General features: G+C 68.2%; 20 protein-coding genes. 13 read left to right on the plus strand and 7 right to left on the minus strand.

Annotation, left to right across the window (positions count from 1 at the left end; all coding sequences use genetic code 11):
* The first annotated feature begins 134 nt into the window (after positions 1 to 134).
* The 4 genes from groES (at position 135) to I7X39_RS03940 (ending at position 6,352) form a co-directional block, all read left to right on the plus strand.
* Entirely contained in the window at positions 135 to 425 is a 291-nt protein-coding gene (gene groES, locus I7X39_RS03925; protein WP_128197167.1) for a co-chaperone GroES, read from the plus strand.
* A gap of 41 nt (positions 426 to 466) precedes the next feature.
* Complete coding sequence (gene groL, locus I7X39_RS03930; RefSeq protein WP_198109660.1) at positions 467 to 2,107, plus strand: chaperonin GroEL; 1,641 nt, start codon at positions 467 to 469, stop codon at positions 2,105 to 2,107.
* A gap of 286 nt (positions 2,108 to 2,393) precedes the next feature.
* Positions 2,394 to 4,139 carry a DUF1631 family protein gene (locus I7X39_RS03935; protein ID WP_375140739.1) on the plus strand — a complete coding sequence of 582 codons (1,746 nt, stop codon included), beginning with the start codon at positions 2,394 to 2,396 and terminating at the stop codon, positions 4,137 to 4,139.
* Positions 4,139 to 6,352 (plus strand): patatin-like phospholipase family protein, encoded by a 2,214-nt coding sequence (locus tag I7X39_RS03940; RefSeq protein WP_198109662.1) that lies wholly within the window; start codon positions 4,139 to 4,141, stop codon positions 6,350 to 6,352. The genes I7X39_RS03935 and I7X39_RS03940 overlap by 1 nt, the downstream gene beginning before the upstream one ends.
* Position 6,353: 1 nt before the next feature.
* Here the strand turns inward: I7X39_RS03940 and I7X39_RS03945 are convergent, their stop codons facing one another.
* The 5 genes from I7X39_RS03945 to yihA all read right to left on the minus strand — a co-directional run bounded on the left by I7X39_RS03945 (position 6,354) and on the right by yihA (position 10,616).
* Positions 6,354 to 6,674, minus strand: a complete 321-nt coding sequence (locus I7X39_RS03945) for a globin family protein (protein WP_198109663.1) — start codon at positions 6,672 to 6,674, stop codon at positions 6,354 to 6,356.
* 212 nt (positions 6,675 to 6,886) lie between these two features.
* The gene (locus I7X39_RS03950; RefSeq protein WP_198109664.1) at positions 6,887 to 8,812 is read right to left on the minus strand and encodes a hybrid sensor histidine kinase/response regulator; all 1,926 of its coding nucleotides are present in this window, start codon (positions 8,810 to 8,812) and stop codon (positions 6,887 to 6,889) included.
* A complete protein-coding gene (locus I7X39_RS03955) occupies positions 8,809 to 9,549 on the minus strand; it encodes a response regulator (protein ID WP_310739846.1) in 741 nt (246 codons plus the stop codon). Before I7X39_RS03955 ends, I7X39_RS03950 begins: the two co-directional genes overlap by 4 nt.
* Positions 9,550 to 9,694: 145 nt before the next feature.
* Positions 9,695 to 9,838, minus strand: coding sequence for a hypothetical protein (locus I7X39_RS03960; RefSeq protein WP_198109666.1), 144 nt, complete (start codon positions 9,836 to 9,838; stop codon positions 9,695 to 9,697).
* Positions 9,839 to 9,884: 46 nt separating this feature from the next.
* Positions 9,885 to 10,616, minus strand: a complete 732-nt coding sequence (gene yihA, locus I7X39_RS03965) for a ribosome biogenesis GTP-binding protein YihA/YsxC (protein ID WP_198109667.1) — start codon at positions 10,614 to 10,616, stop codon at positions 9,885 to 9,887.
* A 109-nt stretch (positions 10,617 to 10,725) separates the two neighbouring features.
* Between yihA and I7X39_RS03970 the strand changes: the two genes are divergently transcribed.
* From I7X39_RS03970 to I7X39_RS04010, 9 genes are all read left to right on the plus strand, one after another.
* Positions 10,726 to 11,340, plus strand: a complete 615-nt coding sequence (locus I7X39_RS03970; protein WP_198109668.1) for a c-type cytochrome — start codon at positions 10,726 to 10,728, stop codon at positions 11,338 to 11,340.
* Positions 11,341 to 11,437: 97 nt separating this feature from the next.
* Positions 11,438 to 13,468, plus strand: coding sequence for a cytochrome c biogenesis protein ResB (locus tag I7X39_RS03975; protein WP_232351691.1), 2,031 nt, complete (start codon positions 11,438 to 11,440; stop codon positions 13,466 to 13,468).
* Positions 13,465 to 14,811, plus strand: a complete 1,347-nt coding sequence (gene ccsB / locus I7X39_RS03980) for a c-type cytochrome biogenesis protein CcsB (protein ID WP_198109669.1) — start codon at positions 13,465 to 13,467, stop codon at positions 14,809 to 14,811. Before I7X39_RS03975 ends, ccsB begins: the two co-directional genes overlap by 4 nt.
* Positions 14,811 to 15,641, plus strand: a complete 831-nt coding sequence (locus I7X39_RS03985) for a substrate-binding periplasmic protein (protein WP_198109670.1) — start codon at positions 14,811 to 14,813, stop codon at positions 15,639 to 15,641. Before ccsB ends, I7X39_RS03985 begins: the two co-directional genes overlap by 1 nt.
* Complete coding sequence (gene msrP / locus I7X39_RS03990) at positions 15,622 to 16,551, plus strand: protein-methionine-sulfoxide reductase catalytic subunit MsrP (RefSeq protein ID WP_232351692.1); 930 nt, start codon at positions 15,622 to 15,624, stop codon at positions 16,549 to 16,551. Before I7X39_RS03985 ends, msrP begins: the two co-directional genes overlap by 20 nt.
* On the plus strand, positions 16,542 to 17,156 hold the full coding sequence (gene msrQ, locus I7X39_RS03995; protein ID WP_198109672.1) for a protein-methionine-sulfoxide reductase heme-binding subunit MsrQ: 615 nt from the start codon (positions 16,542 to 16,544) through the stop codon (positions 17,154 to 17,156). The genes msrP and msrQ overlap by 10 nt, the downstream gene beginning before the upstream one ends.
* 122 nt (positions 17,157 to 17,278) lie before the next feature.
* Positions 17,279 to 18,973, plus strand: coding sequence for a DUF1800 domain-containing protein (locus I7X39_RS04000; RefSeq protein WP_198109673.1), 1,695 nt, complete (start codon positions 17,279 to 17,281; stop codon positions 18,971 to 18,973).
* Positions 18,970 to 20,319, plus strand: coding sequence for a DUF1501 domain-containing protein (locus I7X39_RS04005; RefSeq protein WP_198109674.1), 1,350 nt, complete (start codon positions 18,970 to 18,972; stop codon positions 20,317 to 20,319). The genes I7X39_RS04000 and I7X39_RS04005 overlap by 4 nt, the downstream gene beginning before the upstream one ends.
* A 3-nt stretch (positions 20,320 to 20,322) precedes the next feature.
* The gene (locus tag I7X39_RS04010; protein ID WP_198109675.1) at positions 20,323 to 23,220 is read left to right on the plus strand and encodes an Ig-like domain-containing protein; all 2,898 of its coding nucleotides are present in this window, start codon (positions 20,323 to 20,325) and stop codon (positions 23,218 to 23,220) included.
* Here I7X39_RS04010 and I7X39_RS04015 read toward each other — a convergent pair whose 3' ends face one another.
* Together I7X39_RS04015 and I7X39_RS04020 are read right to left on the minus strand one after the other, a co-directional pair.
* A complete protein-coding gene (locus I7X39_RS04015) occupies positions 23,221 to 23,832 on the minus strand; it encodes a LysE family translocator (RefSeq protein WP_198109676.1) in 612 nt (203 codons plus the stop codon).
* Positions 23,829 to 24,065, minus strand: a complete 237-nt coding sequence (locus I7X39_RS04020) for a DUF1653 domain-containing protein (protein WP_198109677.1) — start codon at positions 24,063 to 24,065, stop codon at positions 23,829 to 23,831. Before I7X39_RS04020 ends, I7X39_RS04015 begins: the two co-directional genes overlap by 4 nt.
* Positions 24,066 to 24,160: the final 95 nt, after the last annotated feature.

Consider the following 24,160-nt stretch of genomic DNA (forward strand, 5'->3'; position numbering starts at 1 on the left):
GTTTCAGCCCCCTTGAAGCCTGGAGAGGCGCCCCTATACTTGCGTCTACTAGCACTCGCAACCGTTGAGTGCTAACAGTTCGGCGGCCCTGGTCCCCACCTCGCGCCGCTCCGTTTTTTCTGCAAGGAGAACCCATGAAGCTGCGTCCCCTGCACGATCGCGTGATCGTGAAGCGCCTGGAAAACGAAACCAAGACCGCCTCGGGCATCGTGATCCCCGACAACGCCGCCGAGAAGCCCGACCAGGGCGAGGTGCTGGCCGTCGGCCCGGGCAAGCGCAATGACAAGGGTGATTTCGTTGCCCTGAACATCAAGGTCGGCGACCGCGTGCTGTTCGGCAAGTACAGCGGCCAGACTGTCAAAGTTGATGGCGAAGAGCTGCTGGTGATGAAGGAAGACGACCTGTTCGCGGTCGTTGAAAAGTAATCCGGCACCCGCCTCACTGAACTGAATTCGGAGATAGACACATGGCAGCAAAAGACGTCATTTTCGGCGGCGAAGCCCGCGCTCGCATGGTTGAAGGCGTGAACATCCTGGCCAATGCGGTCAAGGTCACGCTGGGCCCCAAGGGCCGCAATGTGGTGCTGGAGCGCTCGTTCGGCGCCCCCACCGTGACCAAGGACGGTGTGTCCGTGGCCAAGGAAATCGAGCTGAAGGACAAGCTCCAGAACATGGGCGCCCAGATGGTCAAGGAAGTCGCTTCCAAGACCAGCGACAACGCTGGTGACGGCACCACCACCGCCACCGTGCTGGCCCAGGCCATCGTGCGCGAAGGCATGAAGTACGTGGCCGCCGGCATGAACCCGATGGACCTGAAGCGCGGCATCGACAAGGCGGTCACTGCCCTGGTCGCCGAGCTGAAGAATGCCTCCAAGGCCACCACCACCAGCAAGGAAATCGCCCAGGTCGGTTCGATCTCGGCCAACAGCGACGAGTCGATCGGCCAGATCATTGCCGACGCGATGGACAAGGTTGGCAAGGAAGGCGTCATCACCGTCGAAGACGGCAAGAGCCTGAACAACGAGCTGGATGTCGTCGAAGGCATGCAGTTCGACCGCGGCTACCTGTCGCCCTACTTCATCAACCAGCCGGAAAAGCAAGTCGCCCTGCTGGACAACCCCTTCGTTCTGCTGCACGACAAGAAGATCAGCAACATCCGTGACCTGCTGCCGACGCTGGAAGCCGTCGCCAAGGCTGGCCGTCCGCTGCTGATCGTCGCCGAAGAGGTGGACGGTGAGGCGCTGGCCACCCTGGTGGTCAACACCATCCGCGGCATCCTGAAGGTCGTCGCCGTCAAGGCCCCGGGCTTTGGCGACCGCCGCAAGGCCATGCTGGAAGACATCGCCATCCTGACCGGTGGCAAGGTCATCGCCGAAGAAGTCGGCCTGACGCTGGAGAAGGTCACCCTGGCCGACCTGGGCCAGGCCAAGCGCATCGAAGTCGCCAAGGAAAACACCACCATCATCGATGGCGCCGGTGCCGCGGCCGACATCGAAGCCCGCGTCAAGCAGATCCGCATCCAGATCGAAGAAGCCACCAGCGACTACGACCGCGAGAAGCTGCAAGAGCGCGTGGCCAAGCTGGCTGGCGGCGTGGCCGTCATCAAGGTCGGTGCCGCCACCGAAGTCGAGATGAAGGAGAAGAAGGCCCGCGTGGAAGACGCGCTGCACGCCACCCGTGCCGCCGTTGAGGAAGGCATCGTCGCCGGCGGCGGCGTGGCCCTGCTGCGTGCCCGTCAGGCTGCTGGCGAAATCAAGGGCGCCAACGCCGACCAAGACGCCGGCATCAAGCTGGTCCTCAAGGCCATCGAAGCGCCGCTGCGCGAGATCGTCTTCAACGCCGGTGGCGAGCCGAGCGTGGTCGTCAACGCCGTGCTGAACGGCTCGGGCAACTACGGCTTCAATGCCGCCAACGACACCTACGGCGACATGATCGAGATGGGCATCCTGGATCCGACCAAGGTGACCCGCACCGCGCTGCAGAACGCCGCCTCGGTGGCCTCGCTGATGCTGACGACCGAAGCCATGGTCGCCGAAGCGCCGAAGGAAGACGCTGCTCCGGCCATGCCGGGTGGCGGCATGGGCGGCATGGGCGGCATGGACATGTAAGACCCGCACGCGTACTTCTCGGGGTACGCACTGCGGCAATCCTGCCTGTGTGGAAGGGCTTCGCCTTAGGGCGAAGCCCTTTTTGCTTTTCATAATGCAGCGCATGAACCCGCATCCGCTGCTAGGCCCGCTGGTCGACATCGTTCTGGCGAAATTGCCCGAGTTGGGTCGCAATCTGCAGGAGTCGATCCAGCAGGCCATCAAGCTCAAGCACCTCGGGCTGCAGGAGGCCTGGAACCGCCGCCGTTCGCGTTTCCAGTTCGAGTTCGAGACCAGCCTGCGCCCGCTGCTCGCGCAGGCCCGTCAAGGCGTGGACCCGCTGGCGCCAAAGCGTCATGTCGGCATGAACGAGCTGGCCCTGGTGGACGAGCACCAGGCGCTGCGTGATGTGGGTGTGGCCCATGTGGTGGAACTGGCCAATGAGGCCAGCCGCACCGAGCTGTTCCAGCTCAACAACTTCTTCGCCGGCCTGGCGCGCAAGGATGCGCGGCCGGCGCGCGAACCCAATCTCTTGCGCCCGGCCCTGTTCGCACGTGCGCTGGCCGACGCCCTGGCCGGCCCCGATCTGCGCGCCGATGGCCATTACGCGCTGATGCAGGCGGTGGCCCCCTCCTTGGCCGGCGCACTGGTGCCGGTCTACCAGGCGCTCGCGCAGGAACTGCAGCGCAACAACCTCACGCCGCTGGTGAGTACCCAGGATGTCAGCCGCGGCGAGCGCCGCCCCTACAGCAGCGTGCCCGGCGGACTGGACCAGCTGCGCGCCCGCGTCGATGCCATCGAATCGCGCAGCGCGGCACTGGATGCCCCCAAACCGGCGGGTGGCGACCTGCTCAAGCGCATCTACGAGCAGATGCTGGCCGACCCCAAGCTGCTGCCGCCGGTCAAGGCCCAGCTGGCGCGCCTGCAGGTGGTGGTGGCGCGCCTGGCCCAGCAAGACCCGCAGCTGCTTCGCCAGCAGGACCACCCGACCTGGCGCCTGATCAATGCCGTGGCGGCCTACGGCGCCGCCTTCACCGACGCCACCGACAAGCGCCTGCGCGACTTCCTGCAGTTTCTCGACGATCAGACGGAGATGCTGCTGGCCGCGCCGGTGCTCGGGCGTCAGCAGTTCGAGAACCTGCAGCGCCTGATCGACGCCTTCATCGCCCGCCAGGCGCGCGAGCGCAGCACGCCCTCCACCGTGGCCCTGGCGGCCCTGGAGCGCGAACGCCAGCGCCACGAGTGGACGAACATGTTGCGCGAGCAGCTCGATGCCCAGCTGCACGGCGCGCGCATCAGCCCCTCGGTACGCGAGTTCCTGCTCGGCATCTGGATCGAAGTGATCGTGCAGGCCATGGTGCTGGACGGGCATGAGTCACCGGCCGTGATGTCGCTGATCCAGGTCGTCGACGACCTGGTGGACAGCCTGCAGCCGGTGCGCACCGATGAGGAACGCGAGCGCCTGCGCCAGCGCCTGCCGGCGCTGATCGCGCGCATCTCGCATGGGCTGAACAGCATCGCGCTGTCGGACAGCAAGCGCGAGGCCATCCTCAATGGGCTGGCCGGCCAGCATGCGCGCGCGCTGCGCGGGGTGGCCGCCGAGCCTCGCCGCGCCGCCGCGCCGCCCATTCAGCCCGCCGGCGGTGCGCAGGACAGCGAGGTGCGACGCCTGCTGGACGAACGCGAGAGCCAGTACTCGTCGGTGTGGGCGCATGCGGAGGTCAATCGCGCCGAGTTGCCGACCCAGCCTCTGCCCCTCACAGGCGTACCCGACGAACAGGCGCGCCAGTCCATCGAGGTTTGGATGCGCCAGCTGGCGGTCGGCGGCTGGTTCCACATGTTCGTGCAGAGCCATTGGCTGACCACCCAGCTGGTCTGGATCAGCGAAGGCCGGCAGTTCTTCGCCTTTGTCGGCCAGGATGCCGACGAGCGCCACTCGCTCACCGCGGGGGCGCTGGAGCAGCTCTACGCCAAGGGTCTGGTGATGTACTTGGAGCAGGAAGGCCTGCTGGAGCGCGCGGTTGCCACGCTGATGCAGAACCTCGACCCGTGATGCGGGTGTGGGGGATCGCCCTGCTGCTGTTCGCGGCCGGGGCAGGTGCGGCCGAAGCGCCCGGCGCGGTCGAACGCCAGCGCATCGGCCTGGTGCTCTCGGGCGGCGGTGCGCGCGGACTCACGCACATCGGCGTGCTCAAGGTGCTGGAGCGCGAGCGCATTCCGGTGGACCTGATCGCCGGCACCTCGATGGGCGCCATCATCGGCGGCCTCTATGCCAGCGGCATGGATGCCGCCAGTCTGGAACGCGAGCTGCTGCAGCTGGACTGGGCGCAGGTGTTTGCCAGCCGCGTCGACCGCCAGCACCTGTCGCTGCGCCGCAAGGAAGAGGACTTCGCGTTTTCCGATGCTGTGGAGTTGGGCGCCCGCAACGGCGAGCTGCGCGCCCCGCAAGGCACGGTCTCCAGCCGCGGCCTCGAGGTGCTGTTGCGCCGGCTGACGCTGCCGGTGCGCGAGCACACCCACTTCGACCGCCTGCCCACGCCCTTTCGCGCGGTGGCCACCGACATGGAGACCGGCGAGGCCCTGGTGATGGACGAGGGCGACCTCGCCCTGGCCCTGCGCGCCTCGATGAGCGTGCCCGGCGTGTTCGCGCCGATCGAGCGCGAGGACCGTCTGCTGGGTGACGGCGGCCTCGTCAACAACCTGCCCGTTGACGTGGTGCGGCGCATGGGCGCGCAGCGGGTGATCGCCGTCAACGTCGGCACGCCGCTGTCGGGCCGCGCTGCGCTCGGCAGCCTGCTGGGCCTGACGACTCAGATGATCAACATCCTCACCGAGCAGAACGTCAAGCGCAGCCTGGCCACGCTCTGGGACGAGGACGTGCTCATCAGCCCTGGCCTGGGCGAGCTAAGCTCGGCGGACTTCGAGCGCGCGGCCGAATTCATCCGGATTGGCGAGGCCAGCACCGAGGCCCTGCTGGCCGAGCTGCGCCCGCTCGCGCTGAGCCCGGCCGACTACGCGCGCTGGCGCCAAGCGCGCAGCCGCAGCGAGCCCCCCAGCCCGCGCCTGGCCGCCCTGCGCTTCGAGGGCAGCGAGATCACCCGCCCCGAGCGCTGGCTGCCGGTGCTGGCCAGCCAGGCCGGCGCCGCCTTCGACGCCGCCAAGGCCGTGCGCGACACCCGCCTGCTGGCGGCCAGTGGCGACTACGCGCGCGTCGACTTCCGGCTCGAACCCGGCCCGGCCGGCGACACCCTGGTGTTCGATCTGGAAGACAAGCCCTGGGGGCCGCATTACTTCAAGATCGGGCTGGACCTGGCCACCGATTCCGAAGGCCTGGGCAGCTTCAACCTGCGGCTGACGCACAACCGCCATTGGCTCAACCGGCTGGGTGCGGAATGGCGCAACCAGCTGGCGATTGGCCGCTCGCCGCGGCTGTTCAGCGAGTGGTACCAGCCCCTCTCCAGCCAAGCTGGCACCGGCAGCGACTGGTTCGGCTCCGCCTGGGGGGAGCTGCTGCTGCGCCGCGTGCGGCTGTTCGACGAGCAGGGCACCGAATACGCGCAGCTGCGCCGGCGCGCCTTTGCCACCGGCGTGGACCTGGGCAAGCCCTTTGGGCGCATGGGCGAGCTGCGCATCGGCCCCTGGCAGGAGGCCACTCGCTGGACACGCCTGCTGGGCGAGCTGAGCGCGCCCGCCCCGGCCCTGCGCCAGTTGCAGCATCTGTACGGCGTGCGGGCGCAGGCACGGGTCGATCAGCTGGACGAGGCCAACTTCCCGCGCGAGGGCTGGCGCCTGGTGATGAGCGGCGTGCTGGGTCACCAGACCGGCGTGGACGAACGCGCCCACCGCCTGGAGCTGGAGGCCACGCAGGCACGCAGCTGGGGCCCCGACACGCTGAACCTGCATGCCCGCCTGGCTCGCACCGAGCCGGTGCCGGGCATTCCCGGTGGGCCCTATGCGCTGGGGGGCTTTCTGCAGCTCTCGGGCCTGCGCAGCGAGCAGCTCAGCGGCAATGCACTGCTGCTGCTGCGCGCCGGCTGGTACCGGCGTTTGCCAGAAGCGCCGGTGCTGACGCGTGGCTGGTTTCTGGGGGGATCGCTGGAAGCCGGCAACACCTGGCTGGCGCCGCGGGACTTGAGCCTGCGGGGCCTGCGCTGGGGCGCCTCGGCCTATCTGGGCGCGGACACCGGCATCGGGCCGCTCTATCTGGCGCTGGGGCGCGCGGGCGACGGCGCCACCAGCCTCTATCTCTTCCTCGGCCGGCCCTGATTCAGGCCGGCTGCGGCTGGCGCAGCGCCTGCCACAGCGCCGCCCAGGCCTCGCGCACCGCGGGGCTGAAGCCCGGGCCGAGGGCCTGCTCCAGTTCCGGCATCAGGGCTTGGCCGAGCCGGTCCAGATCCAGCGCGGCCGGCCAGGCACGGGCATCCGGCTCGGGCCGGCCCAGCCCATGAATCAGCGCGTCGATGCGGCCCACCAGAGCCAGCTCAGCCGGCAGCTCCAGCTGCTCACGCAGACGCGGTGCCCACTGACCGGCACGCGGTTGCATCTGGGCCCAGGTCAGGCGCACGAGCTGGAACTGGAAGGGCGACATGGTGAACTCCGACGGCAGGGAACAGCCCGAAGTGTGGGCCGCCGGTGTCAACCAGGCGTTTCAACTCGCGGGTCAGCCGGTTTCAGTTGTTCACAAACTGCAACCAACTGCAAGCAGGCGCACGGGATCAAGTGCCACCGCGGAACCGGCTACGCCGGGCCGCTGGTGGCGCCCCCTTGAGGGGGAGGCGCCAAAGGCGCTCCGGGGGTGGTTCATTTCAGCAGCCGCTCCACCGCCGCCAGGAGCTCAGCCTTGGCAAAGGGCTTGTCCAGATGCGGGCAGCCAGTCTCGTCCAGGAAGCTGCTGGCGCCGGGGCTGAGGGTGTCGCCGGTGACGAAGAGCAGACGGCGCAGCAGCTGCGGATGGCCCGCCTTCAGCTCCCGCCATAGCGCGGCCCCGTCCAGGCCGGGCATGCGCAGGTCCGAGATCACCGCGTCAAAGCGCGCCATCTGCAGCAGCTCCAGAGCCACCTCACCGGTTTCGGCGCAGGCCACCTCGTAGCCGGCCCCCTCCAGCAGGGTACGCAGCAGGTCGGCGATCTCGGCCTCGTCGTCCACCACGAGCAGTCGCGCCTGGGCCGGTGCGTCGGCGGGCGCGGGTGGCAGCTCGGCCGGCGCCTCGCCCTGCCCGCTGATGGGCAGGCTGATGCGGAAACAGGCGCCCTGGCCGGGCCGCGGCGGCTCCAGCTGCAGCTCGCCGCCATGCTCGCGCACCAGGGAGCGCGAGACCGCCAGGCCCAGACCGGTGCCCATGCCCTCGGGCTTGGTGGTGAAGAAGGGCTCGAAGATGGTTTCGCGCAGCTCGACCGGGACGCCCGGGCCGCTGTCCTGCACGCGCAGCCAGACGCGCGCCTCCCGGCCCGACCGGGGCTGCTCGACGCCGCTGCTGATGCCCAGCCGGCGCGGCGGCTCAACCTGCGCCAGCGCCTGCTGGGCGTTGACGATCAGGTTCAGCACCACCTGGCCCAGCTGGTCGGCATCGGCATGCACCGCAGGCAGCGCCGGGTCGAGCTGCACATCGAGCAGGATGCCGTGGCTGCGCAAGCCGTACTGCAGCAGATCCAGTGCAGCCCGCACCAGCTCGTTCAGGCCCACCGCAGTCCGCTCGCCCGGGCGGCTGCGCGCCATGTTCAGGAAGGTGCGCACGATGCGGCCACAGCGCTCGGCGGCCTCGCGGATGCGCAGCGCGTCGTCCGCCAGCGCACTGCCCTGGGCCTTTTCCTCCAGCAGGCTGGCGCGGCCCATGACGATGGCCAGCGGGTTGTTCAGCTCATGCGCCACGCCGGCCAGCAGGCTGCCCATGGCCCCCAGCTTCTCGCTCTGGCGCAGGGCCTCGCGCTGGCGTTCGATCAGCGCCTGCGCACGCACGCGCTCACTCACGTCGATGATCGAGGCCGTGTAATGAGTCTGCCCCTTGACCTCGATGCGCCACAGCGCCATCTCGATCGGGAAGCGCTCGCCATCGGCGCGCAACGCCTGCATCTCCAGGCGCTTGCCCATGATGCGCGGCGCCCCGCCCTGCCCGACCCGGCGCATGCCTTCGTTATGGGCCGCGCGGAATTCGGGCGGTACCATGATCTCGGCCACCGTGCGACCCAGCACCTCGTCACGCTGGCGCTGGAACATGGCCTCGGCGGCGGGGTTGAACTCGACGATGCGGCCCTCGGCGTCACTCGTCACCAGCGCCGCCAGTGCGTGATCGACGATCGAGGTCTTGATCACCTCGGCACGCAGCGCGGCCTCCAACTGTTCCTGCGCCTCGCGCGCCTGATTCTTGACCTCGGTGAGATCGCGCGCAAAGCCCAGCACCCATTGCACCGGCCGCGCCTGCGCCGGGTAGGGCCGCAGCGACTCCTCGGTGTAGCGCAGGCCGACGCCGGCGTAATCGGCCCAGCCCTCCCAGTGCAGGGTCGCGCCCTCGAAGACCTGGTCGAACACGGACCGGTTGCGCTCGGCCACACCCTCGCCGCGGATCTCGCTGACGGTGCGCCCGATCAGCTGCTCGGCGCCCAGGCCCAGGAACTCCAGCGTGGCTCGGTTGGCATAGCGGTAGCGCTGCTCGCGATCGAACACCACCACGCGCGCCGGCACGTCCTCCAGCAGCGCGCGCAGCAGCTCGGCGTCCAGCTCCAGGTTCACATGCCCTCGGGCGCAGGCACGAACACATAGCCGACGTTGCGCACGGTCTTGATGACCTCGGGGCGATCGGGGTTGCGCTCGATCTTGCGGCGCAGGCGCATCACGCGCAGGTCGATCGAGCGGTCGAACACCTCCCAGCCGCGGTTGTGCGCCTGCTCCATGATCTGGTCGCGGTTCAGCGGCCGGTTGGGGTGGCGGGCGAACAGGGCCAGCAGGTCGAATTCGGCGGCGGTGATGTCGATCTCGGCGCCATCGGCGCCCAGCAGCTGGCGCGTTTCCAGATCGAGGCTGCAGGCGCCAAAGCGCACGCGCTGGCTGGGCGCCGGGGCGGTGGCGTTCGCGGGCGCGCTGTCAGCCGGCTGCAGGCGGCGCGCCACCGCGCGCACGCGTGCCAGCAGCTCGCGCAGCTCAAAGGGTTTGGGGATGTAGTCGTCCGCGCCCAGCTCCAGGCCGACGACGCGGTCGATCGACTCGCTGACCGTCGTCAGCATGACGATGCCGACGCGTGGATGGGTGCTGCGCAGCCAGCGCGCCAGCGACAGGCCGTTCTCGCCGGGCATGTTGACGTCCAGCACGGCCAGGTCCGGGACGGTGGTTTCGATCAGGCTGCGCGCCTGCGCGGCATCTGCAGCCTGGCGCACGTCCAGCCCATGGCGGCCGAAGTACTCGGCCAGCAGGCTGCGCAGCTCCGACTCGTCATCCACAACCAGCACACGCAAGGGGGCAGCTTGATTCACGCGGGATTCCTCCTGCGTGGAATGATAGAGAGGCGGTGCGATGGACATGGCGGACGGGCTCTGAGCGGTGTGCCCATGCTGCCCGTGCGCCGTATCAGCCCGGTATCAGCGCCACCGGGCCATGTTGCAAATGTTTCAACGGAAATTAGCGCATCCAACCGATCGCCAGACCCAGCAGCAGCACCGTCACCGGCAACAGCCAGTGCGGCAGTTCGCGGCGCGGGGCGCTGGGCAGCTCGTCCAGCAGGTCTTCGGCGAAGGCTTCACTGCGGTACAGAGGGTGTTGCATGGCAGTCTCCTGACGATGACTGCACTGTGACGGCCCCCTGTTTCAGCTAGATGTCAGCGCCTTCGCCCTCGGTTTCATTCGTTGCAGCCGGCGGCGGCTGCAGCTGCGCCCACTCGTGCAGGCAATGCGCAGCATCGGCCACGCCGATGTTCTTCAGTGCCGAAAACAGCGCCACGCCGATGTCGACTTCCTCGGTCAGGGCATAGGCGGCCAGTTGCTCCTGGGTGTCGGCCAGGATCTTGGCCCGCTCCTTCTGGGTCAGCTTGTCAGCCTTGGTCAGCAGCACCAGCAGACGCACCTCGCCGGCGTAGATGCGCTCGGCCATGAAGTCGATCAGCTGGCGGTCCAGGTCGGTCAGGCCATGGCGGCTGTCGACCATCTGCACCACACCCACCAGCGGACCGCGCTCCACCAAGTAGTCGGCCATCACCTTCTGCCAGCGCGCCTTGGCGTCGCGGTTCACAGCCGCGTAGCCGTAGCCGGGCAGGTCGGCCCAGAGCTGGTTGGGTGCGTCCTTGGGGCCGACGTGGAACAGGTTGATGTGCTGGGTGCGGCCCGGCGTCTTGGAGGCGAAGGCCAGACGGCGGTGCTGGGCCAGGGTGTTGATGGCAGTGCTCTTGCCAGCATTCGAGCGGCCAACGAAGGCAACCTCGGGCAGGCCGGTCTCGGGCAGCTGGTGCAGCTGCGCCGCGGTGGTGAAGAAGCGCGCGGTGTGGGCCCAGCCGAGCACCTCGCGGTCGGTGACCGGAACGGTCGGGGTGGGGGTGGGCTCGGTCATGAGGGGCGGCATTGTAAGATTCGCGGCCTTTTTCCCGGCCCGCCCCCTGTTTGCCCTGGGCGCGGCCGTCTTGCAAGACGCTCAAAAGCCAAGAAAGCGCCCGCCCACCATGAAGACGCCGCTGCGCCTCCTCGCCCTGACCCTGATCGCCGCCAGCGCCCACGCCAATGCGCCGCAGCCCGCCGCCAAGCCCGATCTGGCCAAGGGACAGGCCATCTCGTCGCAGGTCTGTGCCGCCTGCCACACGGCCGACGGTTCGCGCGGCAGCCCGGCCAACCCCATCCTGGCCGGCCAGCACCCCGAATACCTGGCCAAGCAGCTGGCCGACTTCAAGAGCGGCAAGCGCAAGAACGCCATCATGGCGGGCTTCGCCGGCACGCTGAGCGAAGACGACATGCGCAACGTCGCGGCCTTCTACGGCAGCAAGACGGCCAAGCCTGGCTTCGCCAAGAACAAGGACAGCGTGGCCCTGGGTCAGCAGATCTACCGCGGCGGCATTGCGGCCAAGGGCGTGCCGGCCTGCGCCGGCTGCCACAGCCCGAACGGTGCCGGCCTGCCGGTGCAGTACCCGCGCGTGGGCGGCCAGCATGCCGACTACACCGAGGCCCAGCTGAACGCCTTCCGCGCCGGCTCCCGGGTGAACGTGCAGATGAGCGCCATTGCCGCCAAGATGAACGACGCCGAGATCAAGGCCGTGAGCGACTACATCGCCGGCCTGCGCTGATCCACGCCCCGTCCCCTGAAAAAGGCCAGCCCCGCGCTGGCCTTTTTTGTTTCCGCTTAAGGCAAAGCCTCCCACCCCCGGGACAATCCGGCCCGCCATGTTTTCGTCCCAGACCCGCCGCGAGCTGTTCGAGCTGCTGGCGTCGATGCGCTTTGCCATCGCGCTGCTGACCCTGATCTGCATTGCCTCCGTGATCGGCACGGTGCTCAAGCAGCGCGAACCCCTGAACAACTACATCAACGAGTTCGGGCCCTTCTGGGCCGAGCTGTTCGGCCGCCTGGACCTGTTCACGGTCTACAGCGCGCCCTGGTTCCTGGTGATCCTGGCCTTTTTGGTGATCTCCACCAGCCTGTGCATCGCCCGCCAGACGCCCAAGATCCTGCACGACTGGAAGGACGCCAAGCTGCGCGTGCGCGAGCAGTCGCTCAGCGCCTACCACCACCACGCCGTGGCCGAATGGCCCCAGGATGCGCTGGCCGCCCGCCAGACCCTGGCCGAACGCCTGGCCGCGCAAGGCTGGCAGCTGAAGGAGCAGGAGCGCGAGAGCGGGCGCCTGCTGGCCTCGCGCAAGGGCAAGGTGCACAAGCTCGGCTACCTGGCGGCGCACGGTGCCATCGTGCTGGTCTGCCTAGGTGGGCTGCTGGATGGCGACCTGATCGTGCGCCTGGCGCTGAAGCTGCAGGGCAAGCAGTTGTTCACGGGCTCCGGCAATGTCACGAACCCCGAGCCCTACCGCCTGGACACCCGCAACCCCAGCTTCCGTGCCAACCTGTTCGTGCCCGAGGGGCAGCGCTCCAACACCGCGGTGCTCAGCCTGCCCGGCGGCATCGCGCTGCAGGAGCTGCCCTTCGAGCTGGAGCTGAAGAAGTTCATCGTCGAGTACTACGACACCGGCATGCCCAAGCTTTTTGCCAGCGAGGTGCTGCTGCGCGACGCCGACGGCGAACGCACGGCGCGCGTCGAGGTGAACAAGCCCCTGATCCACAAGGGCATGGCGATCTACCAGAGCAGCTTCGAGGATGGCGGCTCCAAGGTGACCCTGCGCGCCGAACCGCTGGCGGGCGGCCGCGCGCTGGAGATCGACGGCCAGGTGGGCGGCAAGCTGCCCCTGCCAAGCTTCCAGACCACGCTGGAAGTGGCCGAGCTCCGGGTCATCAACGTCGAGGACTTCGGCCAGGTCAGGGGCGCGGCCGAGGCCGCCAGCGCGCCGACCAAGCATGCCTTCGGTGGCGGTTCGGCCGCCAAGGACCCGAGCAAGAAGACCCTGCGCAACATCGGCCCGGCCATCACCTATCGCCTGCGCGATGCCGCCGGCCAGGCGCGCGAGTTCCACAACTACATGCAGCCGGTGGAGCTGGATGGCCAGCGCGTCTACCTGATGGGCATGCGCGAGAGCAGCAATGCCGAGTTCCGCTACCTGCGCATCCCGGCCGACGAGAACGACAGCCTGGAGGGCTGGCTGCGCCTGCGCCGCGCCCTGCACGACCCGGTGCTGCGCAGCATGGCCGCACAGGCCTATGCCCAGGCCGCCACCGACAAGCCCGAGCTGCGCGGCCAGCTGTCCGCCTCGGCCGACAAGGCCCTGGCCCTGCTGGCCGGCGCCGAGAAGATGGACGACGGGCCGCCCGGCGGCCTGCCGGCGCTCTCTCACTACATCGAGAAAACCGTGCCCGCGCCCGAGCGCGAACGCGTGTCGGCCGTGCTGCTGCGCGTGCTCTCGGGCGCGCTGTCGCAGCTGGACGAGACCGTGCGCCAGGCCGTCCAGGTCAGCGTCCCGCCTACTTCCGAGCCGCGCCAGGCCTTCCTGACCCAAGCGCTGCTCTCGCTTTCCGATTCCGTCTTCTACCCCGCCCAGCACCTGTTCACGCTGCAGGGCTTCGAGCAGCGCCAGGCCTCGGTGTTCCAGGTCACGCGTGCCCCTGGTCAGAAGCTGGTCTATTTGGGTGCCGTGTTGCTGATGCTGGGCGTCTTCGCCATGCTCTACATCCGTGAACGCCGGCTCTGGCTCTGGCTGGCGCCGGGCGCAGCCGGCAGCGGTACGCAGGTGCTGATGGCCTACTCCAGCCAGCGCCAGGGCAGCGACACCGAGCGTGAATTCGAGCAACTCAAGACCCTGATCCAGCCATGAACACCACTGCCCTGCCCCTGCCTACCAGGACTTCACCTTGGCAGCGCTCGCTGGCCGACTGGGCCTTCGCCGCCCTGACGCTGACCGGCCTGGCCCTGGCCTTCTGGCGCTACTCGGGCTCGATGGACGGCTACGAGCAGGGCATCCTGCTGTGCAGTGCGCCGGCCTTGATCGCCTTGGGCTGGTTCTGGAAGCCGCTGCGCACCCTCACCGTGGTGGTGGGAGCGGCCACGCTGCTGGCGCTGGCGCTGTACAGCCGCCAGACCGATGGCTTCGGCGCCGATCTGCAAGCCGGCGAGCAGCTCTTCCTGATGAAGTACGCGCTGGCCAGCCAGAGCGCCATTCTGTGGATGGCCTTCCTGGTCTTTCTCTCCACCACCTTCTACTGGGCCGCGCTGGCCTGGCGTGGCCAGGCGGCGATGCTGGAGAGCGGCGGCACCAAACTGGCCTGGGCGGCCGTCACGATGGCCCTGATCGGCACCCTGGTGCGCTGGTTCGAAAGCCACCAGATCGCGCCCGACATCGGTCACATCCCGGTCAGCAATCTGTACGAAGTGTTCGTGCTGTTCGCCTGGATGACCACGCTCTTCCATCTATATTTCGAAGACCGTTTCGGCACCCGCGCACTGGGCGCCTGGGTGATGCTGGTGGTCTCGGCCGCGGTGGGCTTCCTGCTCTGGTACTCGGCCTCGCGCGGCGCGCATGAGATTCAGCCGCTGGTGCCTGCCCTGCAGAGCTGGTGGATGAAGATCCACGTTCCGGCCAATTTCGTCGGCTACGGCTGCTTTGCGCTGGCCGCCATGGTGGCGCTGGCCTATCTGCTGAAGACCGCCGCAACCCGCTCGCTGTGGCTGGGCCTGGTGGCCCTGCCGCTGGGCCTGGTGGCGGTGCTCTTGAACTTCGCGCTGTTCGGCGGCTTCGCCGAGGGCACTGCGGCCGGCCTGATCGCCTGGGCACGCAAGTTCGGCAGCGTGGGCGTCTTCCTGGCCTTGTGCGTGGCGCTGCGCGCGCGCGTCACCGAGCGCCTGCCCGCCCTGCCCCAGCTGGACGAGCTGATGTACCGCGCCATCGCGCTGGGCTTTGCCTTCTTCACCATCGCCACCATCCTGGGCGCCTTCTGGGCCGCCGAGGCCTGGGGCGGTTACTGGAGCTGGGACCCGAAGGAGACCTGGGCGCTGATCGTCTGGCTGAACTACGCCGCCTGGCTGCACATGCGCCTCATCAAGGGCCTGCGCGGCTCCATGGCGGCCTGGTGGGCGCTGGTGGGTCTGCTGATCACCACCTTTGCCTTCCTGGGCGTCAACATGTTCCTGAGCGGATTGCATAGCTACGGGGAACTTTGATGAAGAAGTGGGCCGCGCTGCTCCTCAGTGCCTGCTGGTTCGGAGGCTGCGCGGCCGAGGCGCTGCGCATCGCCACCGGCGAGTTCCCACCCTACGCGACGGCCGGCCGCGCGGACCATGGCATCGCGCTGAGCATCGTGCGCCGCGCATTCGAACTGGGCGGGCATCAGGTGCAGTTCACCTTCCTGCCCTGGTCGCGCGCGCAGCTGGAAACCGAGCGCGGCCAATGGGACGCCTCGGCGCATTGGGGTGCATCGGATGAGCGCAAGGCCAAGTTCCTGCTCAGCGACAACCTGCTGACCGAGCAATGGGTCTTCCTGCACCGTAGGGCCATGAAGTTCGACTGGGGCACGATCGAAGACCTGTACCCCTATGTCATCGGCATGACGCGCGACTACACCTACACGCCCGAACTATGGGCCGCAGCGCGCGCCGGGCGGCTCATCAGCTCCTCGGTTCCGAACGATCTGGCCGGGCTGAAGATGCTGCAGGCCGGCCGCATCGACGTGCTGCCGCTGGAGCGCAATGTGGCCTGCGACCTGCTGGTGCAGCACTTCGACGACGCTGCCGCCGGCCAACTCGCTGCCCATCCGCGGCCGATGACCGATCTGTTCAGCACCCATGTCATCTTCCCGAAGGACAAGGCGCGCAGTGAGCAGTTGCGCGCCGACTTCAACCGCGGTCTGAAAAAGCTGCGCGAGACCCCCGAGTACAACAAGCTGCGCACCAACGTGCGCTGCCCCAGCAGTTGGGCCGTTGTAAGGAGTGCCGCCCCAGATGCGACGCATGTGGCCCATCAGGAGTCCGCGCATGAAAGTCCCCGCCTCTGAGATCACCCCGCGCGCGCTGTTCGAGCAGCGCCGCCTGCTGCTCAGCGCCCTGGCCCTGCCGGCCACGCTGAGTGGCCGCGCCGCCCAGGCCAGGGGCGCGCCCCTGGCGGCCACGCGCAGCGCGCTGCCCGGCGCCCTGGTGATGGACAAGCCCACCGAGTACCGCGACGCCACCAACTACAACAACTACTACGAGTTCGGCCTGGACAAGGACGAGCCGGCTCGCCAGGCCCAGCGCCTGCGCACCCAGCCCTGGACGGTGCAGGTGGATGGCGAATGCCTGAAGCCGCAGACCTTCGGTCTGGAAGAGCTGCTCAAGCTCGCCCCCATGGAGGAGCGCATCTACCGGCTGCGCTGCGTCGAGGGCTGGAGCATGGTGATTCCGTGGATCGGCTACTCGCTCGCCGAACTGCTGAAGAAGGTGGAGCCCACCGGCAAGGCCAAGTACGTCGAATTCGTGACCCTGGCCGACAAGGCGCAGATGCCCGGGCTCTCGGCCAACGTGCTGGACTGGCCCTACCGCGAGGGCTTGCGCCTGGACGAAGCCCTGCACCCGCTCACGCTCCTGAGCTTTGGCATGTACGGCGAGGTGTTGCCCAAGCAGAACGGCGCGCCGCTGCGCCTGGTGGTGCCCTGGAAGTACGGCTTCAAGTCGGCCAAGAGCCTGGTGCGCATCCGCCTGACCGACAAGATGCCGATGACGAGCTGGAACGCCGCCGCGCCGCGTGAGTACGGCTTCTTCAGCAATGTGAACCCGCAGGTGGACCACCCGCGCTGGAGCCAGGCCAGCGAGCGCCGCATCGGCGAGGACGGTCTGTTCGCCAAACGCCGCCCCACGCTGATGTTCAACGGCTACGCCGAACAGGTGGGACAGCTCTACACCGGCATGGACTTACGCCGGTGGTTCTGAAGGCCCTGACGCACCGCGCCGCCAAGCCCCTCGCGCACCTGCTGTGCGCGCTGCCGCTGGCGTGGCTGGTCTATGCCGGCGCCACGAACCAGCTGGGCGCCAACCCGGCCGAGGCGCTGATCCGCGGCCTGGGTGACTGGGCCCTCAAGGGCCTGCTGCTGACGCTCGCCATCACCCCGCTGCGCCAGAAGTTCCAGCTGCCCGCGCTCTTGCGCTTCCGGCGTCTGCTGGGCGTCTGGACCTTCGGCTACGCCAGTCTGCACCTGCTCGCCTATGCCTGGCTGGACATGGGGCTGGACCTTGGAGAAATCGCCCGCGACATCGCCAAGCGCCCCTTCATCCTCGTCGGCATGCTCAGCTTCGCGCTGCTGCTGCCGCTGGCCGCCACCTCGTTCAACGCCGCCGTGCGCTTGCTCGGCGGCAAGCGCTGGCAGGCGCTGCACCGGCTGGTCTACCTGATCCCGTTCACAGTCTGCCTGCATTTCTGGTGGATGCGGGCGGGCAAGAACAACTTCGGCGATCCCTTCTTCTACAGCGTGCTGTTCGCGCTGGTGCTGGGCTGGCGGGGCTGGCGCTGGTTGAAGCCGCGGCTGGCGGCGGCCTGAGCGAACCTTGAAGGGCTAGGGGCATCCCTCAAAAGCGTGGCGCAACGCAGCGTGGCCCTTTGGTAAAAAGCCGCGCCGGCGCAGGTTCAAGCTTGCCGCCGTATGCCTGGAAGGAACCCGCCTTGCACCCCACCCTTGCCCCCTGGTCACGCTGGGTGCTGCCGCTGCTCGTGCTGCTGAGCGCCTGCGGCGGCGCCAACGGCCCAAATAGCCCCGCCACTCCTACCGAGCCGCCCGCCCCCAGCAACTCCCAGGGGCAAGTGGCGCCACCGGCTTCGGCGCAGAAGGTCAGCTTCTACGCCGCGTCGCGCTTCGCCGAGCAGGCCAGCTTTGGGCCCACGCCGGCGCTGGTAGCCGAGATTCAGGCCAAGGGCTTTGAGCGCTGGATGGATGAGCAACTGGCGCTTCCCACGTCTCAGATCGATTTGGCGGAATACCGTAGTGCACCCAGGCCAATCCCGCGCAGCTACTACGACCGCTTGAGTCGAGAAGTCACACAACTATTCGTTGCCGCGCCGGACCAGTTGCGCCTGCGCGCCACCTGGACCTTGTCGCAGATCTTGGTCATTAGCCTGCGCAAGATTGAACCCCCTGGCGTCGCGAACTGGTTCAACCTGCTGCAGCAGCATGGGCTTGGGCGCTACGGTGACTTGTTGAATGCTGTGAGCCGAAACCCGGCCATGGGCTATTACCTGGACAACATCGAGAACCGACCCAGAAGCCCGCAATGCCCGGCCTGCGCGCCCAATGAAAACTACGCACGCGAGCTGATGCAGCTGTTCAGCATCGGCGTGGTAAAGCTCCACCCGGACGGCACCCCGGTGCGCGACGCCAAGGGCCGGTTTGTCGAAAGCTACAGCCAGCGCGATGTCGAGGAGTTGGCCCGCGTACTGTCGGGCTGGAGCTGGAAAGATCCCGGCCCCGGCGCCTCAGCGTGGGCCTTCTACCTTGATCCCATGGTGCCTTCGCCGTTCTCCCGTGATCGCGATGCCGGCGCCAAGCGCATGTTGGGCCGTGAGTTTCCGGCCGGGCAAAGCCACGAGAAGGACCTGCGCGATGCGGTGGATCTGCTGGTGAACCACCCCAATACCGCCCCCTTCGTCGCCCAGCGCTTCATTCAGCACTTCGTCAAGAGCCAGCCCTCCTCGGCCTATGTGGCGCGCGTGTCGGCCAAGTTTCGTGACAACGGCCAAGGGGTCGTGGGCGACATGAAGGCCGTGCTCAAAGCGGTGTTGCTCGATGCGGAAGCCCGTGCAGGCGACAACCCCAGCCAATTCGTCGCGCAAGATGGCAAGTTCCGCGAGCCCCTGCTGTTTGCGACCGCCTTGTGGCGCGGGATGGAGTGCCGCAGCATTCCGGTAACCCATGGGGGTTCCGCCGCCATCCCGCGATCACAGGAACCCTTCAATGCCGAATCGGTGTTCAGCTTCTACGCGCCCACGGACCGGGCTGCCGGCAGCAACTTGCTGGCCCCAGAGCAACGTCTCTTCACGCAGACGGAACTCCGGGACCGTTTAGGTTGGCCCTCGAGCGCCATCAGCTATCCACCCACCGGCAGGCAGCGATACGACAACTATGAGCAGGCGGGCTGCGCCCTTGACGAACTGGCTGGTCAGTTCACCCGTTCCCCTGCCGCCTTCGCCGATTGGGTGTCCAGACGCTACTTCCGCGGCGCCATACCACCCACACTGCGCAACACGGTTCAACAGTTCGTGAGCGACCCGCAGGCCCCGTTCCAGCGTGACGACTACCGCAATGCCGCCCTGATGACTCTGGGCTACACACTGAGCACGCCCAGCTACGGAGTGATGCGATGAGCCAAACCCGACGCCAATGGCTGGCCCGCTGCGCGGCCGGCGGCCTGGCCACCGGCCTGGGCGCATGGAGCCTGAACGGAACCGCCGCGCCGGGTGACTACCGAACGTTGGTCGTGATCTATCTGGACGGCGGTAACGATGGCAGCAACTGCCTCGTACCCACCGATGGCGCCTACGCCGATTACGCCCGCTGCCGCCAGAACCTGGCCCTGCCCATGGACAGCCTGCTTGCACTGCCCGCTCCCACCATCGGCCACAGCTTTGGCCTGCACCCGGCCCTGGGGCCGCTGCGCGCGCTGTACGAGCAAGGGCGCCTGGGCTTCATTACCAACGTGGGGCCGCTGGTGGAGCCCTGCACCGCCGCCAGCATCCTGAGCGGCCAGTCCGATGTGCCGCCGCTGCTCGGTTCGCACAGCGACCAGACCGCCATCGTGCAGGGATGGGGGGTCTCGGAAGACCAGAGCGGTTGGGCCGGGCGTGGGCTGGAGCTGCTGCCGGCGCGCCTGCGCCATGGCTTGAACGCCTTCACTTGGGGCACCCAGCGCACCCTGGTACAGGGGCGCCGCTCCCCGGTGTCGTTCTTCGAACCCGAGGGCAGCACCTGGTGGCAAGTGGGCGACTTGCTGCGCCCGCAAGAAGCCGGCATTCAGATGCTGGCGCGCATGGCGCAGTGGCAGTCCGCCAATGCCTACGAGGCCGAGTACGCGCGCACCTTTGCCACGGGATTCAGTGATGCCACCGCCGTGGCCAAGGCCATGGCCCAGGCCCAGATGCCAGGCCAGGATTTCGGCAGCACCGACCGCATTGCCACCGGCCTGCGCCGCCTGGCCGCGGTGCTGCCCGTGTTCAAGGCCCAAGGCTTGAAGCGCCAGGTGTTTCAACTGCATTGGGGCGGCTTCGACCACCATGCCAACCAGCGCGGGAGCGGCAGCACCACTCAGGACGCGCAGCTTGACCTGCTGGCCAAGGCCCTGGCGGCCTTTGACACGGCCAACCGCGCCAGCGGCCTGGACCAGGAGGTGGTGACCCTGGTGATGACCGAGTTCGGCCGCACCCTGCGGCCGGGCTCGGGCGGCGGCAGCGAACACGGCTGGGGCAACCATTGGTGGCTGTTCGGCGGCCCTGTAGCCGGCGGGCAGGCGGTAGGCACCTTCCCGAGCCTGGTGCTGGGCGGCCCGGACGACAGCGACGGCCAAAAGAACGGCCGCCTGGTGCCCAGCCTGAGCAGCGACCAGGTCGGCGCCACGCTGATGCAATGGCTGGGGCTGGACCCGGCCGCCCTGCTCGACGTGTTCCCCCTGCTGGCGAACTTCCCCACCAAAACCCTGCCGCTGCTGCGCGCTTGAACCATGGCCGAGATCCGACTGACTGCGGGCAACGACATCTACATCCAGGCCGAAGAGGACGCAGGCCAATGGAACCATGTGTACGGAGGCGATGGCCACGACACCATCAAGCTGCACCAGGGCGTGGCCATCGGCGGCAAGGGCAATGACCACATCGAACGGCTGGCCGGCGGCTTCGGCTCCTTGGCGGCCGCCTATTGGGACGCGGGCGACGGCCTGCGCGTCAACCTGGAAGAAGGCTGGGCCGAAGACGGCCAGGGCGGCCGAGACACCCTGATCGGGGTCAACGACGTGCATGGCAGCGGAGCTGCCAATGCGGTGGTCATTGGCAACGACAACAACAACTTCTACTGGACGAACTGGGGCGAAGACTTTTTTGACGGCCGCGGCGGCAACGATGTGGCGGCGATCAACGGCTACTTCATCCCAGCGCCGGGTCAACCCTGGAAGGAGGTCTTGCTTTCTGATCTGGACATTCAAGTCTCGGCAGATGGCCGCAACGCAGTGATCGTTCCTAAAGCTGGGACAGGCCTGCGCGTCACCCTGAAGGATGTCGAGTTCATTGAAGTGCGCGTGGTGGCCGGCAATGTGTTGGAGCGCTTCGAACTGGCCAGCTTCATTCAACCGGAGGTGATAGCACGCGACGGCCTGCTGGCCGGCAGCAGCGCGCGCTGGAATGCCAGCCAGCCCCTGGGCAGCGCCGTGGCGCTGACCTACAGCTTCGTGCAGCAATCCAGCGAGCCGGGCTTTCGCCCCTTCTCCGCGGCCGAGCAGCAACTGGTGCGCGAGCTGCTGGCGCAAACCGCCAGCCTGACGCAGCTGAGCTTCACCGAAGTGAGCGAATCCGGCAGCACGGCTGGACAGCTGCGCTTCGGCGTCAGCCAGCAGGCCAGCACCAAGGGGCAGGCCCATCTGCCGGGCAGCGGGGGTGAACGCGCGGGCGATGTCTGGATGGACGTGGAATCCATGGCGCAGCTGAGCCCCGGCAGCGAGGGCTACCAGGCGCTGCTGCATGAACTGGGCCACGCCCTGGGTCTGCGGCACCCACGCAACGTGGACCCCGGCGACAGCTGGCCGACCCAGCTCAGCGTGACCGATGACCGCAGCGCGCTGACGGTGATGTCGCAGCAGCCTTCCAGCGACGGCCTGTTCCGCTCGGAATGGGGGCCGCTGGACGTGCTGGCGCTGCGCCAGCTCTACGGCAGCCGCAACAGCGCCTCCAACGACACCCTGCATCGCCTCAGCGCCAGCGACGGCCAGATGCAAACCACGCTAGTGGACGACGGCGGCGTCGACACCCTCGATGCGTCCGCCTTGGGCAGCGGCGTGAGCCTGGACCTGCGGCCTGGGCGGCAGAGCAGCACCGGCACGGCGGACGACGGCCGCACTGCGGTGGGCAACTTGGGCATCCCGGGCAGCAGCTGGATTGAGCACGCCATTGGGACCGCACAGGACGATGTGCTGCTGGGCAACAGCCTGGACAACCAGCTCACGGGCGGCCTGGGCAACGACTGGCTGGATGGCGCCGAGGGCACCGACACCGCGGTGTTTGCCGGCCGACGTGCGGACTACGAGCTCAGCACCGCCTTCGGCAAGACCTACGTCAAGGCCCGCGATGGAGCCAGCGGCTTCGACACGCTGGTGAACATCGAACGCCTGCAGTTCACCGACGGCCTGGTGACGCTGGCAGCCACCACCCTGAGCAGCGATGTGGTGGCTCGGGTGGATGAAGACAGCACGCTGAGCCTGCGCCTGCTCGACCCAGGCGACCTGGCGCGCACTGCCGTTAGCTACCGGCTGCTGGGCAGCGCCGGCAATGGGCAAGCCAGCCTGAGTGCGGACGGGCAGCTGAGCTACACGCCCAAGGCCAATTTCTGGGGCGTGGAAGCGCTCAGCTTCGAAATCACCAGCAGCAGCGGCAGCAACCGCTACCTGGTGCATGTGGAGGTGCTGCCCGTGAACGACGCGGCGCCGCAGGTGGGCGATCTGGTCGTGCGTGCGCTCTCCGGCGGTGTGCTGCGCGGCCAACTGCCGCCAGCCAGCGACGCCGATGGCGATGCCCTGAGCTATGCGCTGGCCATCGAACCTGGCCAGGGTGCGGCCCTGGTGGGCACCGCGGGCGCCTTCGAGTACCGCGCCCCGGCCGGCTTTGCCGGGCCCGACCGCTTCAGCTTCAGCGTCAGCGATGGCCAGGGCGGTATCACCCTGCGCAGCGTGATGCTGGACGTGGTGGCCGCCCGCCGTGGCACCGACGGCCCTGACGTCATGGGCGACAGCCCGTTGGCCGATCGCTTCGAAGCCGGTGCTGGCAATGACCGCATCAGCGGCGGCGCTGGCGATGACCAAATCGACGGCGGCGCGGGCATCGACACCGCCGTGTACGCCGGCGCGCGCGTGCCGCTAAGCCGCAACACCGAAGGCTGGACCCTGAGCGCCGGCAGCGAGGGGCGTGACCTCCTCAGCCAGGTAGAGCGCGTGCAGTTCGCCAATGCCCATGTGGCGCTGGACCTGGATGGGAACGCCGGTTCCACAGCGCATATCCTGCGTGCGCTGTTCGGAAAGGACTTCCTGGCCAACCCCACTTTCGTAGGCATCGGCCTGCAACTCTTTGATGCCGGCGCGCCTTATGCCGACGTGGTGAGGTTGGCGCTAGGCACCGAGCTCTTTGCCCAGCTGGCGGGCGGGCGCTCCCACAGCGCCTTTGTGCAGCATGTCTACAAGAACGTGATCGGCGTGGCGCCGAGCCCGACGGACCTGGCCAACTTCACGGCCCTGCTGGACCAAGGCGTGTACACCCAAGAATCCCTGGCTCTGTTGGCCTGCCAGATCGAGTTCAACACGCAAAGCGTGGAACTGGTCGGCCTGGCCGCCAGCGGGCTGGAGTTCCTGCCGGCCGGCTGATCAGCGCCGTGCCAGGGCCAGCGCCGCGCCGAAGCCCATGAAGGTCAGCGCGGCGCTGCGGTTCACCAGCCGCCCGCCGCGCTCCGAGGCCAGCCAGCGTCGCGCCCCCTGGGCGCCCAGCGCGTAGCCGCAGTGGATCAGCACCACCAGCGCGCTGTAGCTCAGCACCAGCAGCAGGAACTGCGGCCAGTAGGCGCGGCCCGGTTCGATGAACTGCGGGAACACCGAGAGGAAAAAGAAGATCGCCTTGGGGTTGGTGAACTGCAAGGCAAGGCCCGCGGCGAAGCGGCGCGAGAAGGACGCCTCCGCCACCTCCCCGGCTCCCAGGTGCAGCGGCGGCGCGCGCCACAGGCGCAGGCCCAGGTAGACGAGGTAGAGCGCGCCCATCCACTTCACCACCGTGAAGGCGAGCGCCGAACCAGCCAGCAGCAGGCCCAGGCTGGTGGCCGAAAGCGCCGCCACCACGCCCGCGCCGCAGGCCACGCCCAGGATGCCACCCCAGGCGCCGCGCAGGCCAGAGCGCAGTGCGTTGGAGAGCGTCATCACCACGCCCGGGCCGGGGCTCAGCACCGTCAGCGCGGCGACGACCAGGAAAAGCAGATAGAGGCTCATGGCCCGATATGCTCGAAACGCACCCGCTGTTGGCCGTCCACCTCCAGCGTGCCGAAGAACATCGAATGCGGGCGCACCCACAGGCCGCTGGCGTTGTAGAGCGGGCGGTAGACCACCAGGGGCTCCAGGGTCTCGCTGTGGCGGGCGCAGCCGATCACCTCGTACTCGCCGCCCTTGTAGTGGCGGTAGCGGCCGGTGGGGGTGGCGGGCAGCGGGGGCAGGTCGGTATCCATGGCGGCAGTATCCCCAGCCGCCGCGGCAGTGACATTTGCCACCGCCCGGGCGAACCCGGCCCCGGATAATCGCGGGTTTTCTCGAATCCCCCCTT

This window comes from Inhella proteolytica, assembly GCF_016093275.1.
In the GTDB taxonomy this organism is placed as follows: Bacteria; Pseudomonadota; Gammaproteobacteria; order Burkholderiales; family Burkholderiaceae_C; genus Inhella; species Inhella proteolytica.

What these genes read in the sequence shown, in the direction of transcription:
- groES (WP_128197167.1), top strand. Translation starts at nt 135, where the DNA reads ATGAAGCTGCGTCCCCTGCACGATCGCGTGATCGTGAAGCGCCTGGAA.
- groL (WP_198109660.1), top strand. Translation starts at nt 467, where the DNA reads ATGGCAGCAAAAGACGTCATTTTCGGCGGCGAAGCCCGCGCTCGCATG.
- I7X39_RS03940 (WP_198109662.1), top strand. Translation starts at nt 4,139, where the DNA reads ATGCGGGTGTGGGGGATCGCCCTGCTGCTGTTCGCGGCCGGGGCAGGT.
- I7X39_RS03945 (WP_198109663.1), bottom strand. Translation starts at nt 6,674, where the DNA reads ATGTCGCCCTTCCAGTTCCAGCTCGTGCGCCTGACCTGGGCCCAGATG.
- I7X39_RS03960 (WP_198109666.1), bottom strand. Translation starts at nt 9,838, where the DNA reads ATGCAACACCCTCTGTACCGCAGTGAAGCCTTCGCCGAAGACCTGCTG.
- yihA (WP_198109667.1), bottom strand. Translation starts at nt 10,616, where the DNA reads ATGACCGAGCCCACCCCCACCCCGACCGTTCCGGTCACCGACCGCGAG.
- I7X39_RS03970 (WP_198109668.1), top strand. Translation starts at nt 10,726, where the DNA reads ATGAAGACGCCGCTGCGCCTCCTCGCCCTGACCCTGATCGCCGCCAGC.
- I7X39_RS03975 (WP_232351691.1), top strand. Translation starts at nt 11,438, where the DNA reads ATGTTTTCGTCCCAGACCCGCCGCGAGCTGTTCGAGCTGCTGGCGTCG.
- ccsB (WP_198109669.1), top strand. Translation starts at nt 13,465, where the DNA reads ATGAACACCACTGCCCTGCCCCTGCCTACCAGGACTTCACCTTGGCAG.
- I7X39_RS03985 (WP_198109670.1), top strand. Translation starts at nt 14,811, where the DNA reads ATGAAGAAGTGGGCCGCGCTGCTCCTCAGTGCCTGCTGGTTCGGAGGC.
- msrP (WP_232351692.1), top strand. Translation starts at nt 15,622, where the DNA reads ATGAAAGTCCCCGCCTCTGAGATCACCCCGCGCGCGCTGTTCGAGCAG.
- I7X39_RS04005 (WP_198109674.1), top strand. Translation starts at nt 18,970, where the DNA reads ATGAGCCAAACCCGACGCCAATGGCTGGCCCGCTGCGCGGCCGGCGGC.
- I7X39_RS04010 (WP_198109675.1), top strand. Translation starts at nt 20,323, where the DNA reads ATGGCCGAGATCCGACTGACTGCGGGCAACGACATCTACATCCAGGCC.
- I7X39_RS04015 (WP_198109676.1), bottom strand. Translation starts at nt 23,832, where the DNA reads ATGAGCCTCTATCTGCTTTTCCTGGTCGTCGCCGCGCTGACGGTGCTG.
- I7X39_RS04020 (WP_198109677.1), bottom strand. Translation starts at nt 24,065, where the DNA reads ATGGATACCGACCTGCCCCCGCTGCCCGCCACCCCCACCGGCCGCTAC.